The organism is Paenarthrobacter nitroguajacolicus (assembly GCF_031455195.1).
Classification (GTDB): domain Bacteria; phylum Actinomycetota; class Actinomycetes; order Actinomycetales; family Micrococcaceae; genus Arthrobacter; species Arthrobacter nitroguajacolicus_D.
The window spans coordinates 248,423-270,394 of sequence record NZ_JAVDSH010000004.1 but is presented as its reverse complement, the minus strand read 5'-3'; the positions used below and the strand labels follow the sequence as shown (position 1 = coordinate 270,394).

Below are 21,972 nucleotides of genomic sequence, written 5' to 3'. Positions count from 1 at the left end.
CCGCCGTCGAACACCACCATCCCGTGGATCAATATCCACGGGCTCCATAGAAAAGGAGCTCCACGATGGCTAAGGCTGAACTCCGTAAGCCCAAACCAAAGTCCAACCCCTTGAAGGCCGCTGACATCACTGTCATCGACTACAAGGACGTAGCACTGCTGCGCAAGTTCATCTCCGACCGCGGAAAGATCCGCGCTCGTCGCGTCACTGGCGTTACCGTTCAGGAACAGCGCAAGATCGCCCAGGCAATCAAGAACGCCCGCGAAGTTGCTCTGCTGCCTTACTCCGGCGCTGGCCGCGGCTAAGGGAAGGGATTAACTAACATGGCAAAGCTCATTCTGACCCACGAAGTAACCGGTCTCGGTGCTGCTGGCGACGTTGTCGAGGTCAAGGACGGTTACGCACGTAACTTCCTGCTGCCCCGCGGCTTCGCCCTGACCTGGTCCAAGGGTGGCGAGAAGCAGGTTGAGTCCATCAAGGCTGCACGCGCTGCTCGTGCGCACGCTTCCGTTGAAGCTGCACAGGCCCAGGCTCAGGCACTGTCCTCCAAGAAGGTCAAGCTCGAGGTGAAGGCCGGCGAGTCCGGTCGTCTCTTCGGCACCGTCAAGCCTGCTGATGTCGCTGCTGCTGTTGAGGCCGCTGGCCTCGGCTCCATCGACAAGCGCAACGTTGAACTGCCGAACCACATCAAGTCTGTCGGTTCGTACCAGGCCAACGTTCGCCTGCACGAGGACGTTTCCGCTGTCATCGACCTCGAGGTCGTAGCCAGCAAGTAGTCCCTGACTACAAAGAAGGCCCCCGCTTCCGGTTTCCGGAGGTGGGGGTTTTCTGTTCCCCAAAACCTCGGAGGGGTTTACGGGGTGTGGACTTCCGTCATGGTGTGGTGGTACCCACTGCGGATCATCTCGGCGAGGACACCGCGGTCCACGTCACCCAGCTTGTTGATGTACAGGCACGCGGTACTGGTCTTGTGCTTTCCGAGTTCCGGAAGTAGGCGGTCGGCATCGGGTCCGTCCGTGAGTCCGTACAGCACCAGGTTCGCTTTGCGCGGAGAAAACCCAACAGCGGCAGCGTCACCTTCGCGGCCGCTGCTGTACTTGTAGTGGTAGCTGCCGAAACCTACGATCGTTGGCCCCCACATCACCGCTTCCTGGCCCGTGGCCCGGCGCATCATGTCCAGGAGCTCCAAGCCGTCCTTCCGGCGCTGGGGATGCTCCACCGATGCCAGGAAATCTTCCACGGAGACCTCCGTGGGCTGTGTCTTGTTCTCTGCCATTCCCGTAGTCTCCCAGACGTGGCGTGGGCCAGCCAGTACCTGGTGATAGCCTGCACCAGTGACTTCCGAAGCTCCCCGTAACCGACCGTTCCATCAAGTCGACGTCTTCTCCGACCGGCCTTACCTCGGCAACCCCCTCGCCGTCGTCGTGGATGCGGAAGGGCTCAGCGGTGAGACCATGCAGCACTTCGCCAACTGGACCAATCTTTCCGAGACCACGTTCCTCCTGCCGCCCAGCGACCCCGCTGCCGACTACAAGGTGCGGATCTTCACGGGTAGCGAGGAGTTCCCCTTTGCCGGGCACCCCACCCTGGGATCCGCGCATACCTGGCTCCAAGCCGGGGGAGTGCCCAAGACGGACGGCGTGGTGGTCCAGGAGTGTGGGGCTGGTTTGGTCCGGGTGAAGCACGACGCCGGACGGTTGGCTTTTGCCGCGCCGCCGCTGACGCGCTTTGAGCCGGTATCGGACGAGGTTCGCGCGCAGCTTGCCGCCGGCCTGCGGCTTCCAGAGGAAGCGCTGCTGGATACGTCGTGGCTCGTCAACGGCCCGGCGTGGATCGGTGTGCTCCTGGAATCGGCCGGGCAGGTATTGGGAATCGAGCCCGACCTCGTAGCAATGGGTGACTTGAAGGTGGGCGTGATCGGCCCGCATGAGGGGGATTCCGACGTCGATTTTGAAGTCCGGACTTTTATCGCCCGCGACGCGATGACCGAGGACCCTGTGACCGGCAGTTTCAACGCGGGTGCAGCCCAATGGTTGATCGGCAGTGGGCGCGCACCGAACGAGTACATGGCGGCTCAGGGCACTGCGTTGGGTCGCGCCGGACGTATCCACGTCAAGGCCGAAGACGGCGAAATTTGGGTTGGCGGGGCCTCGGCCACGTGCATCCAGGGCACCGTGCTCCTTTAGTGAGTCGTTCAGGCGTGCTTGGGGCGGGATAGGGCAACCACCAGGACTATGCCGGCACTGAACACCAGCTGAACCACAGCCACGAGTGGCGGCACGTACCCGAGGTACAAAGCCACCATGAGCGGAATCATGGCCAGGATGGTCACGTCCAGACCGCGGAGCAGGGATCCCAGCTGGGCGCGGGGGACTGGACCAAAGGGGGTCTCGACCGGTGGCGCGGACCAGTCGGGCTGGGTCCGGATCGCCGCGCGGATACTTCCTGCTCCCATGCCCATTCCTGCCATGGCGCCCACTCCGATCAACGCTGGATCGGCTGCACCGAGGAAAACCAGGACTCCGCTCAGCGTGCCCATCCACACGGCCATCGCCGCGCACGGCATGAGCATCCGGCTGGTCCACACCATTGCCGCGTGGATCGGCAACAGCGCGTCGATTTCCGGGACCATGGCCGTCCTGCGCGCCACCGTGCCCATGCCCGAAGCCGTGGCGCATCCGGCGATGACCAGCACGGCCAGTTGGACGAACTCGGGAAGCCCGCCCTCCACCAGGAGTATCGCAATGCTGCCTGCAAGCCACATGATCGGTGGGACAAGTGGCGGGTTCAACCTGAGGAAAGCCACAATATCGGCCCGGATCAGCGCCCCGAGCGGGCTACGCGGCGGGCTAGTGTAGAACCCGGCCGCACGTCCGCCGTCGACCTTTTTCCGTCCGGCACCAAGCGCACGCAGTACCTCGTTGGAATCCATCATGAACAGTGATGCGCCGGCGTGCCCGGCGACGGCACCGCCGCGCACCAGCTCCTCACCGGGCACCTCACCGCCGCGCGTCCCCACCACGGCCAGGAGTCCGACGGCGACGACGGCGGCGAACGCCGTTGGCCATGGAGAGGACGAGGTCAAGGTGGCGGCCGAGCACGCGGCAAGTATTACCGCGGTGACCATGCGACCGGTCCATCGACCCAGCAAACCGAGCTGCTGGGCGGCCGCCAGGACCACTGCGATGACAGCAGCTGCCCCGAAGGTGAGGGCAGCGCAAACGTGCTCCAAAGGGCCCCGGTCAACGGCTGTCACCATGCTGAACGGCACGTAGGCGATCACGGATCCAGCGGCGGTAAGCGCCACCTTTCGGAGGAATGGAGGCAGGACCATGGGCCGGCGGTCCAGCGGAAGGGGGAGCCACCAAGAGCTCTCTGGCCCATTGACCGCCAAGGGGCCAAGCTTCCTGGCGAGGTTGCCCACGGCGAGCAGGACAACGAACGTCAGGCAGGTCCACAGGACAGGTTCAGGTAGGACAAGCCACTGTTTCCGGATGATGCTGCCCGAGGTCGAGGCCCTACTGGCAATCTCGTTGCGCAACGCAAGGACGAACGAGGCCGCGATGGTCAGGGAAACGCCAATGCCCAGGCCCCAACTGTAGGCATCCACGAAGCGGTCGCTCCAGGAGGATTGGCTGCGTCTGTAACGTCGGGCGGACCGGCGCGTGAACCGCACGATGTCGGCCGTCATTAGCCGGTCATGCCGGGAGGTGCCCGTGCTCATCGCGTCAGGATCCGGAAATGATCGAAGCGCCGTGCTCCGGGGCGAGTTCCCGGACTACCTCATCAATGACCAGGCAGGTGGAAGCAATAGCGAGCAGCAGTTGGGGATCATGGGTGACAAGGACCACCGCTCCACCGTGATCGGCGTGCTCCGCGATGCGCGCACCCACTGCGACGCGCATCTGCGGATCGAGCCGTTGTTCGGGTTCGTCCAGGATCAGGAGCGACGACGGTCGGATCAATCCAGCGGCGAGGAGAAGTCGTCGCCGCTGGCCCGAAGACAAGGCGTCGGGTATCGCGTGGGCCCGTCCCAGGAGGCCGAAGAACTCCAGTTCCTCCTCGACCTTCGTCTCGGGGTTCTCCAGCGAGTGCCCGCGGGCGATCAGGAGCAAGTGCTCCCGGACTGTGAGGGAGGGAAAGAAGAGGTCGTCATCGAAAACAGCCGAAACCTGCCGTCGGAACGGGACGGCGTCCGGATCAATCAGGAGGCCATTGACTTTGACGTCTCCTGCCAGGGGGGACTGCCGCCCGGCGATGGTGCGCGCTACCGTGGACTTCCCGGCGCCGTTGACGCCTACGATCCCCAGCACCTCTCCGGCCGCCACGGACGCAGTAACCTCGCCACACACTGGATCCCCGGCATAGCCCACGCTCAAGCTTTCAACCTCAAGAACCGTCCCCATGGTGTAACCCTACCGGGGGTCTCTGGTCCGGTTTTGCTATGTCACAGAAGTGACCGTGCCTCAAGATCTTCCATGGCCCAGGCGAGAATCTTTAATTCGAAAGGATCACGCTCTTCGATTCCAAACAGGTAGGCGTCAAAGTCCCACTGCCTCGCGTTTCCGCCGTTGGCCCAGTACCAGGCCCATAAATCCTCAAGGGTAATTTCATGATCCAGGACAAGTGTTCGCGCTGTTTCCCGCGAGTCTTGCATTCAGGCCCCCCACCGCTGACACAGCACCGGACTGCGTCAGGCTGATTGTCGTGTACCCGGCTTCTGCGGACATGTTTCATGCTTTCACGTTCGCGCTCCATCCGAAACCCCACCGCGTTTGCGAATACTATGGGAACTCCGAGGAAAAAAGCCGCCAGTAAGGGACCTCGCAATGAATCAGGAGCGCATCGTGGATTCTGCCCGGACCTTTGAGTCGATCGTCATTATTTTCAATCCCAACAGCACGGGGGACGCGCCTGAGTTGGCGCAGCAGCTGCACGACAAGTTAAAGAGTCTCCTCACATACCAGCCCGAGATCATCCTCCAGCCCACGGAGCATGCAGGCCACGCAGTTGATTTGGCGCGCGAAGCAGCGGCGAAGGGAGGGGACGTCCTTGTGGTTTCCGTGAGTGGCGACGGCGGATACAACGAGGTGGTGAACGGTGTCATGCAGGCCGGCAACCCGCGGGCCGTTTGTGCCGTGAGGGCTGCAGGTAATGCCAACGACCATAGCCGGATTACCGCCTCAAAACCCTTGGAAGAGGCCATTGCCGAGGGTCGGGTCCACTCGATCGACCTTCTCCGGATCCACACGGGCCAAAAAGACCATGAACCCCTGGAATATGCGCACTCCTATATCGGATTTGGCCTGACCCCGGTTGTGGCCACCGAACTGGAAAAAGGCAGCAAGGGCGCGCTCAAGGAAATGGTCACGGTAATCCAGACTTTCTCCAAATTCGAGCCTTTCGCAATCCGCCTGGAGGATGGGAAGCGCCATAAATTCGACAGCCTCGTCTTCGCCAACATTCCGGAGATGGCCAAGTACGCCACACTGAGCGAAGCGGACAACCTGCCAAAGGACGGCAAGTTCGAGGTCATCGTGTTTCCGCACATGCCCAAGTGGCGTGTCCTGCTGACCGCGTTGCGCGCCACCACCCAGGGGTTGGGGGATCAGCCGAGCGTTAGCAGCTACGAATTCACCACGCTCAAGCCGTTGCCTTACCAGATGGATGGCGAAGTCAAAAGGGTGGAAGCGAACGTCACAGTCAAGGTGGAAAGCGCGCCATTAGCGCTCCCGATCATCGGCTAGCCAAGCATTCCAGCCGGACTGTTGTGGCAAGCGGCGGGGTTCTCTAGATTGAGGTCATGGGTGAAGGAGACTGGGCGGGAGAATTCGAGCGGTTGGTCGACCTCATTGCCGGGACCGAGGACGTCAAGGCGTTCCTGGACGGACTGACCGGCTTCGCCGCAGGCATGATGACCAGGGTGTGCGCCGCGCATATTGAGTGTGCCGTGACACTGAGGCGCCGTAAACGGACTGCCACGATCGGAGGCAGTAGCGAACGTGCCCTGATGTTGGACCGGATTGAACAGTCCTTGGGTTCGGGGCCGTGTGTCGACGCACTGGACAGTGGTGTGCCGGTCCTTCTGGGAGATGTTGATTCCGATCCGCGCTGGCCGGAGTATCGGAGCGCGCTGGACGCGGCAGGGATCAAAAGTGCTCTGGGCGTCCCCATGACCTTGGGCCCGGATTCGGCCGCTGTGTTGAATTTCTTCTCTCCTACCCCCGGGGTCTTCACAGAGGAGAGAATTGCCGATGCTGTCCTTTTCGTGGAGATGTCGAGTAAAGCAATGCGGCTGGCCATCAGGATTGCGGCCGCCGATCAGCGCGGGGACGATCTAAAAGCCGCCATGGACACCAGGACAGTCATAGATCTTGCCTGCGGAATGATCATGGCCCAAAACCGATGCACCCAGGGTGAGGCATTCGAGGTACTGCGCCGGGCTTCGAGCGATCGCAACCAAAAACTCCATTCCGTTGCGCAGTCGATGGTGGACCGTATTTCCGGGCAGCCGGATGTCGTGGCCCATTTCGACGACTGAATCCGCGTTATCCGTCACCGCACGCAGCAGTGACGAAGTCGTAGATGCGGCCCCGCAGGTCAATTGACGCCGCGACCTTCAGCAGGCCTCCGCGGTCACCCACGGTTATCCTGAGCGGCAGCAGCGTCCCTACTTTGTCCTCCGCCACGGCGTGTGGATCGCAGCGTGCCGGACGGATTCCCAATGCGAGTTCCATGGGCGCAGTGCCTTGCCTGATTTTTACGTCCCGCGGCCACGGCTGGTTGTCGGCTTCGGCCAGCAGGGTTGTGCCGTCGATGCCCTGGATGGTCAGCGTCCGATGGGAACCGCCGTCGGCCGCTGGCGTGATCAGAAGACGCACGACGGCGGTGCCGCCGTCAGCGGCAACCTCCAGTTTCGGGTCCAGGACCATGGTGGCGACGTCGGCTGCTTGGGCTGCGAGGCATAGCTCGCCGGCGTTCCTGGGGAGGACACCAAAGGGGTCGGAAGCATTGGAAGTTTGTTGCCCCGGGTCCTTGCCGGCTTCTGCGTAGTCGATTTTGGCTTTGAGATCCGTGGTGGCACCTTTTGGTGTATCGCATGCCGGCGCGGGCAGGGCCGTGGGAACGCTCTTGGGCTGGTTGGGCGGCAGGACCAGCCCGCCTTCCGACGGCCTCCACACGATGTCTTCCTGGAAGAGCGGTGAGTCCAGTTGGGCGCTGCTCACGGTCAGTGCCGCATCGGAGGTGTTGGTCAGTTGGATCTGGATGGCCTGCTTACCGTACTGGTCCCTGGACTGGTTGACCTCGACGGTGATGGGTTGTTGCTTGGCTGCGCTGGAGGGCGTCTCAACGGCTGGCGCGGTGGCGCCAGGCCCGGTACACCCCGCCAGGAGGGGGATGGCACAGAAGAAGGCCACGACGGAAGCCGAAGCCCGCACCGCCAGCTCTCCGCGCATGCTGCCAGTGTAGGCGGTTGGAAACAGCTCGACACCCTCTCCAGCGCCCCATGTCGGCGGCATCCACGCTCTGGCTGGAAGGTAAGGCCAGCAAGCCCTCGCCATAATTGCGCGGTCGCTGGCAGGCAGACAGTAAGCATGCTTAGCTTGTGGTCACCGATGGTGCCGGACAATGCGTGGAAGGGCTACAGATGTCAACAGTGACCGAGGTACTCGACTCATCGGCTGACCGCGTTTGGGGCGTGATCGCCGACGGATGGCTTTACTCCGGCTGGGTAGTGGGCGCATCGCGGATCCGTGCTGTGGACGATCAGTGGCCGCAGGTAGGTGCCCGGCTCCACCACTCCGTGGGGGCCTGGCCGTTCCTCATCGATGACAGCACCAGCGTCACCGGCATGGAGCCCAAGCGGGAACTCAAGCTCCTGGCGAGGGGCTGGCCCATGGGTGAGGCGGAAGTGCTCCTCACTTTGGAGTCCATGGGAAGCGCCCAGTGCCGGGTCTCCATTTCCGAAGACGCCGTCCGTGGCCCCGGAAAGTTCGTGCCTAAGGCATTACGGGATCCCATAATCGGCGTTCGGAACCGTGAAACCCTCAAGCGACTCGGTCTGATGGCCGTTGGTGGGGCTGGAGGAAACGGCTAAAGAACGGGCATCACCCACTCAAAGGCCGCAGCCTTGGAGTGGGCACCCTGTGCTGCCTTGGAGCGGTTGGGTTCACCCAGCTCCTCCAGCAACTTACCGGACAGGTGCACCAGTGCGCCGAAGACTTCCGGATTCAACCAGCCAGGCCGGGTGGCGAACAGAATGTCCTCGCTGGAGGTGTTGCCGCTGGCGCCTGGAGCAAACGGGCAGCCTCCCAGACCGCCGAGGGCACCGTCCACCATCGCGGCGCCGGCTTGGATCGCTGCCAGGGTGTTAGCCACGCCCAGCCCCCAGGTGTCGTGGCCGTGGTAGACGATCCGACGGGCCGGAGACTCGTTGCGGACCCGGGTGATCAGCTGGGAGACCTGGGCCGGAACTGCTTGGCCCAAGGTGTCGCAGATGACGATGTCCGTGGTGCCCGCCGCCCGCGGATCATTTGCGATCGACAGGACGCGTTCCTCCGGAACATAGCCCTCGAACGGACACGTAAAAGACGTTGCGATGCACAACTGAATTTTTCCACCCACCGATTGTGCGAGTTCAACAGCTTCCGGCAACGCATCCAGGCTTTGGTCGGTGGTCCGGCCGATGTTGGCCTTGTTATGGGAATCTGAGGCCGACAGGCAGTACTGGAAATTCCGTGCCCCCGCGGCCGAGGCCTTTGCGACATGGCCCGGCGTCGCCACCCAGATCCAGCATCTTTCCAGTTCGTCCGCAGTCAGTGCCTGGACCACTTCAAGCGTGTTGGCCATGGTGGGTACCAGGTCGGCCCGGGCCATTGAACCCAGCTCGATCGCTGGTACGCCCAGGCGCAGCAGCTCGCGGACCGTTTCGATCTTTCGTTCCGTCGGCAGGATTTTACCGGTGAGTTGGAGTCCGTCGCGCAGCGTCACATCCCTCAGGATCGCGTTACCGAGGGTGCTGGAGAGCGGATTGTCGATGCCGTTCATGGCAGGTGTACCTCCTCGGTTCCTGAAGCCGCACTGATCTGGGCCGCGTCCATGTTCAAGAGGCCGCCGAGGATTTCCTGCGTGTTTTCGCCAAGATCCGGCCCAAGGTTCCGGATGGGCAAGGACTGCTCGCCGATCACGGGAACAATGCCCGGGAAACCCACATCCGGGAGGACTTCCTCGCCCGTAGAGACGTCGAACTTTTGGATCATGTTTCGGGCCGCGTACTGGCCGTCCGTGCTGATGTCCGCCGCCGTATAGATAGGTCCGGCCGGGACTCCGGCGGCCTCAAGGACGGCAAGGGCCTCCGGAGCGCCCAAGGTCGAGGCCCACTCACCGATGGCCTGGTCCAACTCTTCACGTTTGGCCCAGCGGCCTGCATTGGACTGCAGCCCGGGATCCTCGGCAAGGTCGGGCCGCCCAATGGTGTGCATGTACCGCTGGAAAATCGAGTCGCCATTTCCCGCCACCACGATGCTCGCCCCGTCCCCGCACACATAGGCATTAGAGGGGGCAATACCTTCCATGCGGCCACCGACGCGTTGCCGGTCCACGCCGTAGGCCTGGTAGTCCGGGATCAGTGACTCCATCATGGAGAACATTGCCTCATTCAACGCGACGTCGATGATGCGTTCGGCGAGCGGAACCGCACCAGCCGCGTCCCGGCGTCGTGCTTCACGCTGGTACAGGCTCATCACGGAGCCGAAGGCGGCATAAAGGCCGGCGATCGAGTCACCAATGGAAACACCCACCCGCACTGGTGCCCGGTCCGGGTCGCCCACCAGGTTTCGGAACCCGCCGTAGGCTTCGGCGACGGCGGCAAAACCGGGCCGCCCGGACAGCGGCCCCGTCTGCCCGAAGGCAGAGATGCGCGTGACGATGAGGTCCGGGTTGGCCTCGTTGAGGACCTCCGGCCCTAGGCCCCACCTTTCCAAGGTGCCGGGCCGAAAGTTTTCCAGCAGTATGTCGGAGTGGGCGACGAGCTCCAGCACGGCCTGCCTTCCCGCCTCAGTTCGCAGGTCCAGGACCACGGACTTCTTGTTGCGGTTCAACGTGCGGTACAGCATGGACGTGGTGCCCTTGTGGAGGCGCCAGTTGCGGAGCTCATCGCCGGTCCCCGGGCGCTCCACCTTGATGACTTCCGCGCCGAAATCGGCCAGCAGCCTGCCGGCGGTGGGGGCGGCTATGTAATTTCCGAGCTCAAGGACCCGGACGCCGTCCAGCGGGGCGATTGCTTCCTGTGTCATGCCTCCCAGACTATGATCTTGGGCTCGTACTTCAAGATTTCGCCGCAACTAGGCTGGAAACATGACTGTCGTGATCCGCACCGCCGTCGAAGCCGATGTGCCCGGGATTGTCGAGATCGATCTTGCCGCCGGTCGCCTTGACGGTGCGGGCAAAGGGAACTTCTCCTCCAGCATCTCGGCCGCGATTGCAGACCCTGCCCGCTTGGTTCTGGTAGCAGGGATGGCCCAGTGCACTCCGAGGGAAGGTACGCCGGCCGTGGTGGGCTGGGCCAAGACACACCAATGGGATTCTGCTGAGGGAGCTGCGCCCGCGGGCCCCGATTCCATTCAGTGACGTTCGACGGCGGCGAAGGAGTCCTGCTCGGAGCGGCACGGCCGCTGGCCTGACGTGGACGCGCGCCGGTTCCCCCGCGTGCGCCGGACTTTGCCCTTAGCATGGTCCACAGGTGCACCGACCGGGGGAGTGTGTGATGGGACCGTTGGAATCGATCCAGGCCAGCGCGGGGGAGCGTGTAGCAACAGGAACGGGTACTGGTCCGCGCGCACCCCGAAAGCGCTCGTTGCGCCTGAGGAAACTGGACCTGGCGATCCTCGTGCTGCTGGTTGTGCTTTTGGCGCTATCGGCAACGCCCTGGCCGTCGGCGATGTTGATTCGAAGCGTCTTTGAACGCGGTGCGCAGTCCACCATCGACGAGATGACCCCGTACGTTCCCGATACTCCGCTGCAGGCCCAAACAGGTATCGTCTACAAACCCGGATCCACCTTTGATGCCTTTAGTCCTGCCGGGACTGCCGCAGCGCTTCCGACCATCGTGTGGATCCACGGAGGTGCCTGGATCTCCGGCGCGCAGAGGGACGTTGAGCCCTACCTTCGAATTCTGGCGGCAGAGGGCTACACCACCATCGGCTTGAGTTACCCGATCGCGCCTGAGGCGACTTATCCCACAGCCGTTCGTGACATCAACGAAGCGCTCGCCTACATCAAGGCGCACGCAGCGGAGCTGAACGTGGACCCGGGCCGCATCGTCCTGGCGGGGGACTCCGCCGGCGCACAGTTGGCCAGCCAAATGACAACGCTCACTGTGAATCCCAAGTACGCCAACCTTCTGGGAATTCAGCCGGCCCTGCAGAAATCGGACCTGGCCGCAACCATCCTGCACTGTGGTGTCTACGATCTCCGGGCGATGGCAGATTTGAACGGCATTGTTGCCTGGGGCTTCAAGACCTCCCTCTGGGCCTACACCGGCACCAAGGACTGGTCCGCAACCTATGCAGGTGCCACCATGTCCACAATCGACTTTGTCCAGAGCGACTTTCCACCGACGTTCATCAGTGGCGGAAACGGAGACGGCCTGACGTGGCTTCAGTCGGTTCCGTACAGCAATCGTTTGAAAGATGCCGGCGTTCCGGTGACGGAGCTGTTCTGGCCCGCTGACCATCAGCCAGAACTTCCCCATGAGTACCAGTTCCATCTGAACTTTGCCGAGGCCCGGGAGGCCCGCGAAAAGCTGCTCGATTTCCTGTCCACGAACGCCGCCAGGAAGCAGTAGGTCCGGCGGCTGGCCGCCATGTCCAAAATTATCTCCATCATGGAACTATCCTTGAGGTATGGTTCTACGTTCGGCTCACTCAGAAGTCACCACTCGCCGCACTGCCCTCTTCTGGGCCTCCTGGCTTTGCGCGGCAGCCCTGATATCGGTGCCCGCAGTAATGCTGATCGGGAACCCGGCTGTCCTGCGTGGCCACCCGCTGCTGCCAGCGGTATTGGTGACTGCCGCCGTCGTCGGACTTCTTTGGGCCGCCCTGCTCTGGCGAGGGCGCAATGTGCGCCTGCGCCGCTCCACTCTTCGTGCTGTCGGGGCATGGTTGGGGAGGGTCGCCGTCCTGGTGCTGGTGGCAATCCTGGCCTGGCTCAACCCCTTCACCTATCAGGCGGGCGCGGCCAACGCGGGTCCCATAGCGGAAATTTCCGTGGTCGAATCCCCGACGGCGATCACCATGTTGCCGGACGGAGAGCAAGCTACGGAGGGCCTGGTCTTCTATCCGGGTGCGAAGGTGGAGGCCCGGGCCTATGCGGATATCCTCACGCCTGCAGTGGATGCCGGATTCCTGGTGGTCATCCTGAAGACGCCCCTGAATCTCAGCCTGCTCGACGGCAACCAGGCCAGGGGCGCCATGTCGGACCATCCGGAAATCTCCACATGGACGGTAGGGGGTCATTCGCTGGGGGGAGTCAGTGCGAGCTCTTTCGCGTTGGCGAACCAGGATGTTGACGGCCTGCTGTTGTACGCCTCCTATCCCCTTGACTCGATGCAGGATCGTGCGGGCCTGAAGGTGCTTTCCATATCCGGGACAGAGGACGGACTGAGTACGCCGGGGAAGATCGACGCATCCCGTCAATTGCTTCCCTCCGACGCTGCATTCCTGGCGGTGCAGGGTGGTAACCATGCCTACTTCGGGGACTACGGCCCACAGCCCGGCGATGGTGAGCCGACGGTGGCCCGGGATGTAGCCCAAAAGCAGATATCGTCCGCCACCACGGCGTTCCTGGCAGGGCTCGGGGCGAAGTAGTCGAACCACGGGAATACTTCCGGACGCGCCCCCGTTCATTGATGTAGATGCAAATGCATGTAAACTGAATGAACGAGCAACAGGAGAATGCCATGGAAACCCGCCGCATCACCGTCCTTTCCGCCGGACTTGGTGTCCCGTCGTCGAGCCGTCTGCTGGCCGATCAACTGGCCGCCTCCGCCGAGCGTCAGCTGCGGGCGGCAGGATACGACGCGAAGATCGACGTGGTTGAACTGCGCGACCTCGCCGTGGACATCGCCAACAACTTTGTCACCGGCTATGCTGCGCCACGCCTCGCTGAGGTGATTGCCGGCGTCGAGAATTCCGACGCCATCATTGCCGTCAGCCCGGTCTTCAGCGCCTCCTACAGCGGACTGTTCAAGTCGTTCATCGACGTTCTTGACCCGAAGTCGTTGGACGGCAAGGCCGTACTTCTGGGTGCCACTGGCGGCACCGACCGCCACCAGATGGTCCTTGATTACGCCATGCGCCCCTTGTTCAGCTACCTGCGTACCAGGATTGCGGCCACCGGCGTCTTCGCGGGGCCTCAGGACTGGGGAAACACCGACGACGGCGGCTCGCCCCTCTCGGCGCGCGTGGACAAGGCCGCGGGTGAACTCGTGCAGCTGTTGAGCGGTCCCCAGCCCGGGCGTAAGGCTCCGGTTCTGGAGTCGCTGCCTTTTGAACAGCTCCTGGCCGGGATCTCAGCGGGCAGGTAACCCGAACAAGCGGGCCGATCTGGCCTTGGTGGATCCGAACTATTCCGTTCCGCCGAACGTTGGGGCAAACATGAAATGTCCTGTGGATTCCATTGACCTGGTGATGAGCGAACGAAGCGGCGTCGAGATCGACTACTGCCCCCAATGCAGGGGAGTGTGGCTGGACCGCGGGGAACTGGACAAGATCATCGATCGCGTGGCGGCCGACTCCGGACCCGCCACGCGACCGGCAGCTGCTCCGTCCCAACCTCCCATTGCCCCGCCGCCCCTCTACAACCCTTTCGAGTCCCGTTCGCAGCAGCCACGGTACGACGACCGGGACAGGCGTGACGGCCGTGGAGACTATGACCGCCGTGATGGAGACCGGCGAGATGGCTACGATCGCGATGGCTATGGGCGCAAGCGCAAGAAAAAAGAAGGTTTCCTGGGGGACCTGTTCGACTTCTAGGGTTTGCTAGTCGTCCAACAGTTCTATGAACTCGCGGGCCTGTTTGATGGTGATGTCTGAGTGGCGCGTCAAAGCGACGGCAGCGCCCTCAACATCACCGCTTTTTGCGAGCGTCCGGATCCGTCCGTAAATCTCGTCGTTGAGCATGTTGCTGCTCACTTCCCGGGTCACCTCGCCTTTGCTGACGATGGCGCGGTACCGGTAGGGGAAACGCTCCGGCTCGTCATCGTCGTCCGCCAGCAGGTCCTTGGCGGGAGCCTCCGGCGTGAACGGCTGGGGGTGCGCAGCCAGGGCGCCCACCGCGTCACGCGACGCGCGCAGGCCCTCGCCGGTCGCCTGGAGGTAGAGCTTGATGGCTGCCATGCCTTGTCCCCGCGCGATGAGCGAGTAGAGCTGCCGGTGCTGCTCCTGGTTGAGCTTGGCGGCGGATTCCCTGGCCAATTCCACCGGGTCCTTGGGCGGCTTCGACCCTGCTGCGTCCGCCCTGGACTCGGCGGAGCGCTTGGTGAACGAGCGAATAAGCAGGAGTACGCCCGCAATGACCGCTATGAGGATCAGAAGCGGGATGAGGATGGAATCCATGGCGTTGTCAGAGCCGATCTACGTAGTTCTTGGCGGTGAGCAGGTCTGAGTGGGTAGCTTGGCGCAAGACTTTGATGGCCTCGATCTTCTTCCCGCTGCGGACCAAATTCTGCAGCTCGAAAGCAAGCTGCGGGTTCAGTTGTCCATTGGGAAGTACCGCGGGCTGGTGTCCCGTCTGGCCGGCCGCGTGGGATCGGGCAGCTTGGGCCTGGAGGGCTGACCGGTTCTGTTCCGTTTGCTGGCTCTGCTGGGCCTCGTTCTGACTCGGCTTTGTTGTCGCCTCGATGCGGGCCCGCAGAGCCAGTGCAGCCTGCACCTGGGAAGCTTGGTGCGCAGCCGAGCGGGCGGCCAGTTCGCGCTGATACCTCTCAGCGTCCGAGAGCCCGGTATCGCGGGGTTTGAAGGCCGCAGTCAAGGCCCAGAGCAGGCCCACCAGGATAAGTAGTGGGAGGACAATCGTCAGCACGTCACCAAAGTTCATCCCCATGTCTAGAGCTTATGCCAGAAGTTGGTTATCCACAGCACATTCCATTTCGGGCATAAGCTTCTGAGAGGGCTCTGTCAAATTGAAGGCCGAGCTGTAAGATGCATCACATTTTTGGCATGTTTAGGGCCCTTTCGCTGCCGGATGGGCTCGACGCGGCCGATTGTCTGTGGATGATTTTGTGCCAAATCTTTCTTCCGTCCACAGCCTTTTTTGAACGTTTCCGCAGGTCAGAGCCTGGTTTCCGTCGAAAGAATTTCTCTATCCACAGAGTAACCCACAGTCTGTGCACAACGTGGCGGTGCTATTCCACAGGTTATCCACAGGGGCGTTCCGGCACCTGCTGTAACGTGTCTGAAGTGTCCATTTTGGGCACATTTATCCCCTGTCGGCATTCCCAAACTTCGTACTCACGAACTATCGAGGGCGCCCCTGCGGAACCGGCTGTGGATAACTTGTGGATACGGAACGCTATTTTGTCGGACGTCCCTGACATGGTCAGGGGTAACCGGCGGGATCCCTACCCGCATACCGCGCTTTACGGGCCGCCGGGATTGCACACCTGCAGCGGTACACAAATGGAGGACGGCTTTGTCAGTTACGCACTTGGACTCAATCGAGGGCACACGCGCTTCAGACTCGAGCCGGAAACCACCGCAGGACATCCCGGCTGAACAGTCGGTCCTCGGCGGCATGATGCTGTCCAAGGACGCGATCGCGGATGTCGTGGAAATCGTCCGCGGGCATGACTTCTACCGTCCCGCCCACGAGACCATCTATGAGTCCATCATTGACCTCTACGGTCGTGGCGAACCGGCCGACGCCGTCACCGTTTCGGATGAACTGACCAAGCGGGGCGAGATCAACCGGATCGGCGGTCCTGCCTACCTCCATGAGCTCATCCAAACCGTCCCCACCGCGGCGAACGCCGGCTATTACGCTGAGATCGTCGCCGAGCGTGCAGTCCTTCGCCGCTTGGTTAATGCCGGTACCAAGATCGTACAGATGGGCTACGGCCAGGATGGCGAAGTGGAAGACTTGGTCAACCAGGCCCAGGCAGAGGTCTACGCTGTTGCGGAAAAGCGTACGGCCGAGGATTACGTGGCGTTGAAGGACGTCATGGAATCCACCGTGGACGAGATCGAGGCCTCGGGTCACCGAGGCGAAGGCATGACCGGTGTTCCCACCGGTTTCTACGAGTTGGACGAGTTGACCCATGGCCTCCACCCCGGCCAGATGATCGTTATCGCTGCGCGTCCCGCAGTGGGTAAGTCCACGTTCGCCCTGGACTTTGCCCGTTCCGCCGCGATCAAGAACAACCTGGCCACGGTCATGTTCTCCCTGGAAATGGGTCGGAATGAGATCGCCATGCGCCTTCTCTCCGCGGAAGCCACCATCGGCCTGCAGGATCTCCGCAAGGGCACCATCAAGGACGAGCAATGGTCCAAGATCGCCACCACCATGGGCCGCATGAATGATGCGCCGCTGTTCATCGATGACAGCCCCAACATGTCGCTCATGGAGATCCGGGCCAAATGCCGCCGCCTCAAGCAGCAGCACGACCTCAAGCTCGTGATCCTTGACTACCTCCAGCTCATGAGCTCCGGCAAGAAGGTGGAATCCCGCCAGCAGGAAGTTTCCGAGTTCTCGCGTGCACTCAAGCTCCTGGCCAAGGAACTGCAGGTTCCCGTTATTGCGCTCTCGCAGCTGAACCGTGGTTCCGAGCAGCGACAGGATAAGCGCCCTATGGTGTCCGACCTTCGTGAATCCGGCTCCATCGAGCAGGACGCCGATATGGTCATCCTGTTGCACCGTGAAGACGTCTACGACAAAGAATCACCCAGGGCCGGCGAAGCTGACATCCTCATCGCCAAGCACCGTAACGGTCCTACCAAGGACATCGTTGTCGCTTTCCAGGGCCACTACTCGCGCTTCGCGAACATGGCGGGCGATGCCGGCGGTGGCGGAGGCTTCTAGCCAACTGGGTTGCCTGTCCATGGCGGCTGTGCGTAAACAGTAGTGTGGGTGAGGTCCGCGTCTGCGGGCGCGTCACTGAAATTATTGGGGAAACACATGAAGAAAATTTCGTTGCTCGGATTCGGGGCATCGGCACTGGTCCTTTTGACCCTCACCGCGTGCGGTGGTTCCACTGCGGCCTCACAGGAATCAGCGTCGGCCCAGGCAAGCGAGACTGCTGCTGCGACGCCTACACCTGCTAAGCAGTACACAAATGAAGAGCTCGTCGGGTTGGCCGGCCAGGTCAAGGAAGCCGATGGCACTAGCCGGGCGGTAGTTTCCGGACAAGAGCTGGCAGCGCAGTATGAACCCGTTCTGGTGCTGAAGAAGGCAACCATCGAACCGTCAGAGTGTGCGAACCTGGGCACCCTCGGAGTGTACGAGCCCATCGATGGCGCCACGTCCGCAGGCACTACAAGGTCCAAAACCGGTGCCTTCATCACCAGCTTGGCATTGACCTCCGGCGTCGAGGCAGGAAAGCTGCAAGCGAGCTTGGACAAGAGTGAGTCGCAAATAGAAGCTTGCAAGAAGGTGACGCTCTCCGCGGAGGGGGACACTATGACGCTGACTACCGAAAAGATTGACGGCGTCGGCAACGTGCCCGGGACGGTGGCGATGAAAACCCTGATGGTCATGCCGGATGGGAAGGCAGGAGCCATCTACAGTGCCCATGCAATCAAGGACGGCATCCTGATCTTTGCCACGGCGTCCAGCAATGATGCCGCTTCCGGCGGCCCGGAAGCCGCCGGCGCCCTCATGGACCAAGCCGCAGCGCTGATCAAGTAACTACAGCCAAGGGCCGTACCGGTGAGGGGTATTCTCACCGGTACGGCCCTTTTTGGTGGCTGTCAGCAGCCCTCGAAGTCGCTGAGTACCTTGACCTTCTCTGCTGACCCGGACGAAGGATCGAACGCGTAGCCTATCCACTCCCTGGCCAGGCGCCGGGCGAGTTCCATGCCCACAACGCGCTGGCCCATGGTGAGGACCTGGCAGTCGTTGGACAGGATGGAGCGCTCCACGGAAAACGGGTCATGGGCAGCTGTGGCCCTGATGCCCGGAACCTTGTTGGCGGCGATTGCCACACCGATTCCCGTACCGCAGAACAGGATGGCCCGGTCCGCCTTGCCGTCCCGGATCATCTCGCCAGCGGCGATGCCCACGTACGGGTAGGGCCTGGCGAAGTCCTCGTCAGCGCGGTTCACTCCGATGTCGATCACTTCAGTGATCCGGGAGTCGGCCTGAAGATCGGCGAGGATCCTGTCTTTGTAATCGACGCCGGCTTCGTCGGCACCCACAATGATGCGCATGTGATTCTCCTAGTTGGTTGCTGCAGCGGGTACGGGAGCGGAGGTGAAGTGCGGCCCGACGGCGGTGAATACCATGGCGAGCGACGTAGCCCCTGGGTCCGGCGTACCGATGCTCTTCTCGGCCAGCGGACGGGCGCGGCCCTTCAGCGGACGAAGTGCCGCCGTCGATGCCGCGGCGGTGGTAGCATCCGCTGCCGCGGCTGCCCAGGCGTCTTCCGCGGCAGCGCCTGAAGAAATGCGGTCTTCCAGCGAGGACGCGAACGGAAGCAGTGCGTCCATCATGGTCTTGTCACCGATTTCGGCCTTGCCAAGGCTTGCGATGCGGTCTGCGAAAGCCCGAACAGACTGGGCGAGGACGTCCGGCGTCGGGGTTTCCGTGTCTCCTATTTGCTCACCAAAGGCGCGCAGTCCGGCGCCCCAGAGGACGCCCGATGTTCCGCCGGCTTTGTCTGCCCAGGCGTCTCCGGCCGCGGCCAGCAGGGAGCCGGCACCTGCGCCGCGTTCGAAGGCGGCGGTGGCAGCGTCGAGAGCTGCTGCGGATCCGCGGACCATGCCGCGGCCGTGGTCGCCGTCGCCGGCGATGGCATCCATGTCGCCCAGTAACCTTTCGGAATTTCCGAGCAGGACGGCCGTCGTGTCCAAGGCCAGAAGGCAATGGGCAGCGTAGGCGCGGGAATCAGCTGTGGAGGAATAGTCGGCGGCGGCAGCAGCGTATGTCTCGGCTTCCGCGGTGTCAGAGGAAGCGACGTAGAACCCCGCCGCCCCGCGTCGGTAGGCAGGAGTCAGCGCCGGTGCGGTCCAATAGTGCTCAAGTTCCTCATCCAGCCACGTCAGCGTCAGCGAAGCCCCGGCCATGTCCAGGCTGGTCACCAGCTCGCCCACTTCCGGCATCACCAGCGTGTAGCCGGCCTCGCGCAGCAGGGGAGCGACAGTGCGCCAGAGCACAAACAATTCCTCGTGTTTGGTGGAACCCAATCCATTGAGGATCACGGCCAGCCGCGTTGAACCAGCCGCCGGAGTTTCGGCCAGCACACGACGCACCAGTTCCCGGCCAAGTTCGACGGCGGACGGCAGCTCGGTATCGAAAAGTCCCGGCTCGCCGTGGATCCCCAGGCCCAAGCCCATCTGTCCCTCGGGAAGGCTGAACAAGGGCTGGTCTGCCCCAGGGAACGTGCAGCCGCTGAATGCCGTGCCGATGGTCTTTGTGAGGCGGTTGGCCTTGCGCCCCAGACGAACCACGGTGTCCAGATCCAAGCCAGCTTCGGCTGCAGCCCCCATGACCTTGAAGACTACGAAGTCCCCCGCAATACCGCGCCGCTTCTCCGCTTCAGCGGGTGAAGCGCTGGCAATGTCATCGGTGACCAGCACGTTTTCCGTCGGGATTCCCTCGGCGGTCAGGCGCTCGCTGGCCATGCCGAAGTTCATGACATCGCCGGCGTAGTTGCCGTAGGTGAACACCACGCCGGCTCCGGAGTTGGCGGCTTTCGCCACCGAGTAGGCCTGCTGCGAGGAGGGCGAGGTGAAGATGTTGCCCACCACGGCACCGTCAGCGAAGCCCGGCCCGATGATGCCGGCGAAGGCCGGGTAGTGTCCGGAACCACCGCCGGTAATGATGGCGACCTTGGGAGTTGCCGGGCGGTTGCGGCGGACTGCGCCGCCTTCCACTTGGCGGACAAGGTCTGAGTGTGCGTCACAGAAACCTGCGAGGGCTTCGTCAGCGAAGTCGGCGGGGTCGTTGAAGATTCTGGTCATCGTGGGTCCTGGATTTTCCTTCGAGCAGCTCGAATCAGTGGATGTGGCTGCCGCCGTTGATGTCGATGGTGGTGCCGGTCAGGTAGGCGGATTCCTCGGAGGAGAGGAACGTGATGACGGCGGCCACTTCCTCGGTGGTGGCGTTGCGACCCAGCGGGATGCCGGCGTTGATGGCGGCTTCCTGCTCTTCAGTGCTGCCCACGCGGATGTTGGTGTCCACGGCGCCGGGGGTGATGGCGTTGACGGTCACGCCGGTCTCACCGATTTCGCGGGCGAGTGCCTTGGTGAAGCCGAGGATGGCTGCCTTGGCTGCGGAGTAGGGGACCTTGCCGAAGACGCCGCCGCCGCGCTGGGCGGAGACCGAGGACATGTTCACGATGCGGCCCCAGCCGTTGGCGATCATGTCCGGAAGGAAGGCCTTGGTGACCAGGTAGGTGCCGGTGGCATTGACGTCCATGACCTTGTGCCACAGTTCAAGCGTGGTTTCCAGGAACGGAACGGGGGAGGTGATGCCGGCGATGTTTGCCAGGGCGCCAACGGGCGGGAGGTTTCCGGCGGTAACTTCCGCGGCAACGGCGGCCTGGGCTGCGGTGACGGATGCCTCGTTGGCGACGTCGATTTCGTAGCCGAACGCCGGAACGTTGAATTCGTTGGCGATCTCGGCGGCAACCTTGGCGGACTTCTCGCCGTCGAGGTCCAGGATGACGATGCCCCAGCCCTGGGTTGCGTAGCGGCGGGCAGTCGTCAGGCCGATGCCGCGATCGGAGGTTGCTCCGGTGAGGACGGCGGTGCGCTGGATGGTGGTCATGGTGCTCCTTGAATATGAGGTGACGCGGATTAGATGAGGTCTGTAATGAAGCTGGCTGCCTTGGCGGCTGCCGCCGGGCGTTCGTCATGGGTGACGTCCCGGGTTTCGAGTTCCAACGAGAAGTGGCCGGTGTAGCCAAAGTCCCTGAGTGATGCGAGCCCCGCGGCGAAGTCGGCGTTGCCGTTGCCGATGCTGAGGTTGATGTTCCCCTGCTCGTTGTCCGTGGCTGGGATGGCATCCCGCAGGTGAACGTGCTGGATCCGGTCGCGGAACCGGGAAACGAAGTCCACTGGGTCGCCGCCGGAGGCGACGATGTGGCTGAAATCCATGACGATTCCGACGTCGGACCCGGCCAGGCGGTTGGCCAGCAGCTGCGCGCGTTCAGTGTTCCAGCACAGCCGGTAGTAGTGCAGGGATTCGGTCCAGAGCCCAACGCCGAACTCTTTGGCTCGAACTGAGGCATGGATCAGTTGGGCTGCAACAACGTCGATGTCTTCTTCCAGGATCCGCAGCGGCTCATGGTCGATCGCACCACAGGGCAGGACCAGCGCCTTCGCGCCGGTCTTGGCCGCAAGGGTGAGCAGCATCTCGAGGTGATGTTCGCGCGCCTCCTGGGCACCGGCGTCGAGCGTTGCGTTCAGGTCACCGACGTCGCCGTTGACCGAGCGGACGCGCAGGCCCGAGGCGTTGACGACGGCGGCCGCCGCCTCCACTGCCTCGGCGTCCAGTACGTGAGGCACATGGTCGCAAACGCCCGGGAGCGCGCCGAGGTCGATCTCCTCGAAACCGAGGCCGCTCATGGTGTGCAGGGCGGTTGCCAGGTCCTGGTGCCGGAAGCTGATGGACGAACAGCCCAGTCTGTGATGAAACATCGTCGTTGATCCCCTAAGCCAGGGCCTCATCGGCGAGGCGCCTTAGTGATGGAGACCACTTTATGTCCGCTAACTGTCAACAGTCAACCTTAGGAGTTGACTGTTGACATTACTGGTG

The 21,972-nt window shown here is 62.8% G+C and carries 26 protein-coding genes; 13 read left to right on the top strand and 13 right to left on the bottom strand.

Annotation, left to right across the window (positions count from 1 at the left end):
• Nucleotides 1-65 precede the first annotated feature (65 nt).
• Nucleotides 66-305: a 30S ribosomal protein S18 gene (rpsR, locus tag J2Y68_RS10990; RefSeq protein WP_003800144.1), complete on the top strand. Its 240-nt coding sequence runs from the start codon at nt 66-68 to the stop codon at nt 303-305.
• Nucleotides 306-323: 18 nt separating this feature from the next.
• On the top strand, nt 324-776 hold the full coding sequence (rplI, locus tag J2Y68_RS10985; RefSeq protein WP_211710215.1) for a 50S ribosomal protein L9: 453 nt from the start codon (nt 324-326) through the stop codon (nt 774-776).
• A gap of 77 nt (nt 777-853) precedes the next feature.
• On the opposite strand, the gene J2Y68_RS10980 is transcribed toward rplI, so the two are convergent.
• Entirely contained in the window at nt 854-1,276 is a 423-nt protein-coding gene (locus tag J2Y68_RS10980) for a DUF1801 domain-containing protein (RefSeq protein WP_309993242.1), read from the bottom strand.
• 58 nt (nt 1,277-1,334) lie between these two features.
• On the opposite strand from J2Y68_RS10980, the gene J2Y68_RS10975 reads away from it, so the two are divergent.
• Nucleotides 1,335-2,186, top strand: coding sequence for a PhzF family phenazine biosynthesis protein (locus J2Y68_RS10975; RefSeq protein WP_309993240.1), 852 nt, complete (start codon nt 1,335-1,337; stop codon nt 2,184-2,186).
• 8 nt (nt 2,187-2,194) lie between these two features.
• On the opposite strand, the gene J2Y68_RS10970 is transcribed toward J2Y68_RS10975, so the two are convergent.
• The 3 genes from J2Y68_RS10970 to J2Y68_RS10960 are packed head-to-tail and all read right to left on the bottom strand — an operon-like array spanning nt 2,195 to nt 4,657.
• Complete coding sequence (locus J2Y68_RS10970; protein ID WP_309993239.1) at nt 2,195-3,724, bottom strand: DUF6297 family protein; 1,530 nt, start codon at nt 3,722-3,724, stop codon at nt 2,195-2,197.
• Nucleotides 3,725-3,728: 4 nt separating this feature from the next.
• A complete protein-coding gene (locus J2Y68_RS10965; protein WP_309993236.1) occupies nt 3,729-4,406 on the bottom strand; it encodes an ABC transporter ATP-binding protein in 678 nt (225 codons plus the stop codon).
• Between the two features lie 41 nt (nt 4,407-4,447).
• Complete coding sequence (locus J2Y68_RS10960; RefSeq protein WP_211710201.1) at nt 4,448-4,657, bottom strand: hypothetical protein; 210 nt, start codon at nt 4,655-4,657, stop codon at nt 4,448-4,450.
• Nucleotides 4,658-4,829: 172 nt separating this feature from the next.
• Between J2Y68_RS10960 and J2Y68_RS10955 the strand changes: the two genes are divergently transcribed.
• Together J2Y68_RS10955 and J2Y68_RS10950 are read left to right on the top strand one after the other, a co-directional pair.
• Entirely contained in the window at nt 4,830-5,747 is a 918-nt protein-coding gene (locus J2Y68_RS10955) for a diacylglycerol/lipid kinase family protein (RefSeq protein ID WP_309993232.1), read from the top strand.
• A gap of 56 nt (nt 5,748-5,803) precedes the next feature.
• Nucleotides 5,804-6,541, top strand: a complete 738-nt coding sequence (locus J2Y68_RS10950) for a GAF and ANTAR domain-containing protein (protein WP_309993230.1) — start codon at nt 5,804-5,806, stop codon at nt 6,539-6,541.
• Nucleotides 6,542-6,548: 7 nt separating this feature from the next.
• Here the strand turns inward: J2Y68_RS10950 and J2Y68_RS10945 are convergent, their stop codons facing one another.
• Nucleotides 6,549-7,457 carry a hypothetical protein gene (locus J2Y68_RS10945; RefSeq protein WP_309993229.1) on the bottom strand — a complete coding sequence of 303 codons (909 nt, stop codon included), beginning with the start codon at nt 7,455-7,457 and terminating at the stop codon, nt 6,549-6,551.
• 191 nt (nt 7,458-7,648) lie between these two features.
• Here J2Y68_RS10945 and J2Y68_RS10940 point away from each other — a divergent pair, with 191 nt between their 5' ends.
• Entirely contained in the window at nt 7,649-8,098 is a 450-nt protein-coding gene (locus J2Y68_RS10940; RefSeq protein WP_309993227.1) for an SRPBCC family protein, read from the top strand.
• Here the strand turns inward: J2Y68_RS10940 and J2Y68_RS10935 are convergent.
• Together J2Y68_RS10935 and J2Y68_RS10930 are read right to left on the bottom strand one after the other, a co-directional pair.
• Nucleotides 8,095-9,048: a beta/alpha barrel domain-containing protein gene (locus tag J2Y68_RS10935; protein WP_309993224.1), complete on the bottom strand. Its 954-nt coding sequence runs from the start codon at nt 9,046-9,048 to the stop codon at nt 8,095-8,097. The two genes, J2Y68_RS10940 and J2Y68_RS10935, sit on opposite strands and share 4 nt — an antisense overlap.
• Nucleotides 9,045-10,295, bottom strand: coding sequence for a CaiB/BaiF CoA transferase family protein (locus J2Y68_RS10930; RefSeq protein WP_309993222.1), 1,251 nt, complete (start codon nt 10,293-10,295; stop codon nt 9,045-9,047). Before J2Y68_RS10930 ends, J2Y68_RS10935 begins: the two co-directional genes overlap by 4 nt.
• Before the next feature lie 61 nt (nt 10,296-10,356).
• On the opposite strand from J2Y68_RS10930, the gene J2Y68_RS10925 reads away from it, so the two are divergent.
• The 5 genes from J2Y68_RS10925 to J2Y68_RS10905 all read left to right on the top strand — a co-directional run bounded on the left by J2Y68_RS10925 (nt 10,357) and on the right by J2Y68_RS10905 (nt 14,033).
• Nucleotides 10,357-10,629 carry a hypothetical protein gene (locus tag J2Y68_RS10925; RefSeq protein ID WP_309993219.1) on the top strand — a complete coding sequence of 91 codons (273 nt, stop codon included), beginning with the start codon at nt 10,357-10,359 and terminating at the stop codon, nt 10,627-10,629.
• Nucleotides 10,630-10,765: 136 nt separating this feature from the next.
• On the top strand, nt 10,766-11,845 hold the full coding sequence (locus J2Y68_RS10920; RefSeq protein ID WP_309993216.1) for an alpha/beta hydrolase: 1,080 nt from the start codon (nt 10,766-10,768) through the stop codon (nt 11,843-11,845).
• Between the two features lie 58 nt (nt 11,846-11,903).
• Nucleotides 11,904-12,866, top strand: coding sequence for an alpha/beta hydrolase (locus tag J2Y68_RS10915; RefSeq protein ID WP_309993213.1), 963 nt, complete (start codon nt 11,904-11,906; stop codon nt 12,864-12,866).
• 92 nt (nt 12,867-12,958) lie between these two features.
• Nucleotides 12,959-13,585, top strand: a complete 627-nt coding sequence (locus J2Y68_RS10910) for an FMN reductase (RefSeq protein WP_309993211.1) — start codon at nt 12,959-12,961, stop codon at nt 13,583-13,585.
• An 82-nt stretch (nt 13,586-13,667) separates the two neighbouring features.
• Nucleotides 13,668-14,033 carry a TFIIB-type zinc ribbon-containing protein gene (locus J2Y68_RS10905; protein ID WP_309993208.1) on the top strand — a complete coding sequence of 122 codons (366 nt, stop codon included), beginning with the start codon at nt 13,668-13,670 and terminating at the stop codon, nt 14,031-14,033.
• Nucleotides 14,034-14,039: 6 nt separating this feature from the next.
• On the opposite strand, the gene J2Y68_RS10900 is transcribed toward J2Y68_RS10905, so the two are convergent.
• Together J2Y68_RS10900 and J2Y68_RS10895 are read right to left on the bottom strand one after the other, a co-directional pair.
• A complete protein-coding gene (locus J2Y68_RS10900) occupies nt 14,040-14,615 on the bottom strand; it encodes a hypothetical protein (RefSeq protein ID WP_309993205.1) in 576 nt (191 codons plus the stop codon).
• A 7-nt stretch (nt 14,616-14,622) separates the two neighbouring features.
• Entirely contained in the window at nt 14,623-15,096 is a 474-nt protein-coding gene (locus J2Y68_RS10895) for a hypothetical protein (protein WP_257370073.1), read from the bottom strand.
• A 594-nt stretch (nt 15,097-15,690) separates the two neighbouring features.
• On the opposite strand from J2Y68_RS10895, the gene dnaB reads away from it, so the two are divergent.
• Entirely contained in the window at nt 15,691-17,076 is a 1,386-nt protein-coding gene (gene dnaB, locus J2Y68_RS10890; RefSeq protein WP_235518206.1) for a replicative DNA helicase, read from the top strand.
• Between the two features lie 96 nt (nt 17,077-17,172).
• Nucleotides 17,173-17,901 (top strand): hypothetical protein, encoded by a 729-nt coding sequence (locus J2Y68_RS10885; protein ID WP_309993202.1) that lies wholly within the window; start codon nt 17,173-17,175, stop codon nt 17,899-17,901.
• A 62-nt stretch (nt 17,902-17,963) separates the two neighbouring features.
• Here the strand turns inward: J2Y68_RS10885 and J2Y68_RS10880 are convergent, their stop codons facing one another.
• Genes J2Y68_RS10880 through J2Y68_RS10865 form a run of 4 tightly spaced genes read right to left on the bottom strand, consistent with a single transcriptional unit; the run spans nt 17,964 to nt 21,854 of the window.
• Nucleotides 17,964-18,422, bottom strand: coding sequence for a ribose-5-phosphate isomerase (locus tag J2Y68_RS10880; protein ID WP_309993200.1), 459 nt, complete (start codon nt 18,420-18,422; stop codon nt 17,964-17,966).
• 9 nt (nt 18,423-18,431) lie between these two features.
• Nucleotides 18,432-20,174: a dihydroxyacetone kinase family protein gene (locus tag J2Y68_RS10875; protein ID WP_309993197.1), complete on the bottom strand. Its 1,743-nt coding sequence runs from the start codon at nt 20,172-20,174 to the stop codon at nt 18,432-18,434.
• Between the two features lie 34 nt (nt 20,175-20,208).
• On the bottom strand, nt 20,209-20,982 hold the full coding sequence (locus J2Y68_RS10870) for an SDR family NAD(P)-dependent oxidoreductase (protein WP_309993194.1): 774 nt from the start codon (nt 20,980-20,982) through the stop codon (nt 20,209-20,211).
• A 29-nt stretch (nt 20,983-21,011) separates the two neighbouring features.
• Nucleotides 21,012-21,854, bottom strand: coding sequence for a sugar phosphate isomerase/epimerase family protein (locus tag J2Y68_RS10865; protein ID WP_309993191.1), 843 nt, complete (start codon nt 21,852-21,854; stop codon nt 21,012-21,014).
• Nucleotides 21,855-21,972 lie beyond the last annotated feature (118 nt).

Excerpts from the sequence above, each read along its gene's own strand:
- rpsR (WP_003800144.1), top strand. The coding sequence starts at position 66 with ATGGCTAAGGCTGAACTCCGTAAGCCCAAACCAAAGTCCAACCCCTTG.
- rplI (WP_211710215.1), top strand. The coding sequence starts at position 324 with ATGGCAAAGCTCATTCTGACCCACGAAGTAACCGGTCTCGGTGCTGCT.
- J2Y68_RS10980 (WP_309993242.1), bottom strand. The coding sequence starts at position 1,276 with ATGGCAGAGAACAAGACACAGCCCACGGAGGTCTCCGTGGAAGATTTC.
- J2Y68_RS10970 (WP_309993239.1), bottom strand. The coding sequence starts at position 3,724 with ATGAGCACGGGCACCTCCCGGCATGACCGGCTAATGACGGCCGACATC.
- J2Y68_RS10965 (WP_309993236.1), bottom strand. The coding sequence starts at position 4,406 with ATGGGGACGGTTCTTGAGGTTGAAAGCTTGAGCGTGGGCTATGCCGGG.
- J2Y68_RS10960 (WP_211710201.1), bottom strand. The coding sequence starts at position 4,657 with ATGCAAGACTCGCGGGAAACAGCGCGAACACTTGTCCTGGATCATGAA.
- J2Y68_RS10955 (WP_309993232.1), top strand. The coding sequence starts at position 4,830 with ATGAATCAGGAGCGCATCGTGGATTCTGCCCGGACCTTTGAGTCGATC.
- J2Y68_RS10950 (WP_309993230.1), top strand. The coding sequence starts at position 5,804 with ATGGGTGAAGGAGACTGGGCGGGAGAATTCGAGCGGTTGGTCGACCTC.
- J2Y68_RS10945 (WP_309993229.1), bottom strand. The coding sequence starts at position 7,457 with ATGCGCGGAGAGCTGGCGGTGCGGGCTTCGGCTTCCGTCGTGGCCTTC.
- J2Y68_RS10940 (WP_309993227.1), top strand. The coding sequence starts at position 7,649 with ATGTCAACAGTGACCGAGGTACTCGACTCATCGGCTGACCGCGTTTGG.
- J2Y68_RS10935 (WP_309993224.1), bottom strand. The coding sequence starts at position 9,048 with ATGAACGGCATCGACAATCCGCTCTCCAGCACCCTCGGTAACGCGATC.
- J2Y68_RS10930 (WP_309993222.1), bottom strand. The coding sequence starts at position 10,295 with ATGACACAGGAAGCAATCGCCCCGCTGGACGGCGTCCGGGTCCTTGAG.
- J2Y68_RS10925 (WP_309993219.1), top strand. The coding sequence starts at position 10,357 with ATGACTGTCGTGATCCGCACCGCCGTCGAAGCCGATGTGCCCGGGATT.
- J2Y68_RS10920 (WP_309993216.1), top strand. The coding sequence starts at position 10,766 with ATGGGACCGTTGGAATCGATCCAGGCCAGCGCGGGGGAGCGTGTAGCA.
- J2Y68_RS10915 (WP_309993213.1), top strand. The coding sequence starts at position 11,904 with ATGGTTCTACGTTCGGCTCACTCAGAAGTCACCACTCGCCGCACTGCC.
- J2Y68_RS10910 (WP_309993211.1), top strand. The coding sequence starts at position 12,959 with ATGGAAACCCGCCGCATCACCGTCCTTTCCGCCGGACTTGGTGTCCCG.
- J2Y68_RS10900 (WP_309993205.1), bottom strand. The coding sequence starts at position 14,615 with ATGGATTCCATCCTCATCCCGCTTCTGATCCTCATAGCGGTCATTGCG.
- J2Y68_RS10895 (WP_257370073.1), bottom strand. The coding sequence starts at position 15,096 with ATGAACTTTGGTGACGTGCTGACGATTGTCCTCCCACTACTTATCCTG.
- J2Y68_RS10885 (WP_309993202.1), top strand. The coding sequence starts at position 17,173 with ATGAAGAAAATTTCGTTGCTCGGATTCGGGGCATCGGCACTGGTCCTT.
- J2Y68_RS10880 (WP_309993200.1), bottom strand. The coding sequence starts at position 18,422 with ATGCGCATCATTGTGGGTGCCGACGAAGCCGGCGTCGATTACAAAGAC.
- J2Y68_RS10875 (WP_309993197.1), bottom strand. The coding sequence starts at position 20,174 with ATGACCAGAATCTTCAACGACCCCGCCGACTTCGCTGACGAAGCCCTC.
- J2Y68_RS10870 (WP_309993194.1), bottom strand. The coding sequence starts at position 20,982 with ATGACCACCATCCAGCGCACCGCCGTCCTCACCGGAGCAACCTCCGAT.
- J2Y68_RS10865 (WP_309993191.1), bottom strand. The coding sequence starts at position 21,854 with ATGTTTCATCACAGACTGGGCTGTTCGTCCATCAGCTTCCGGCACCAG.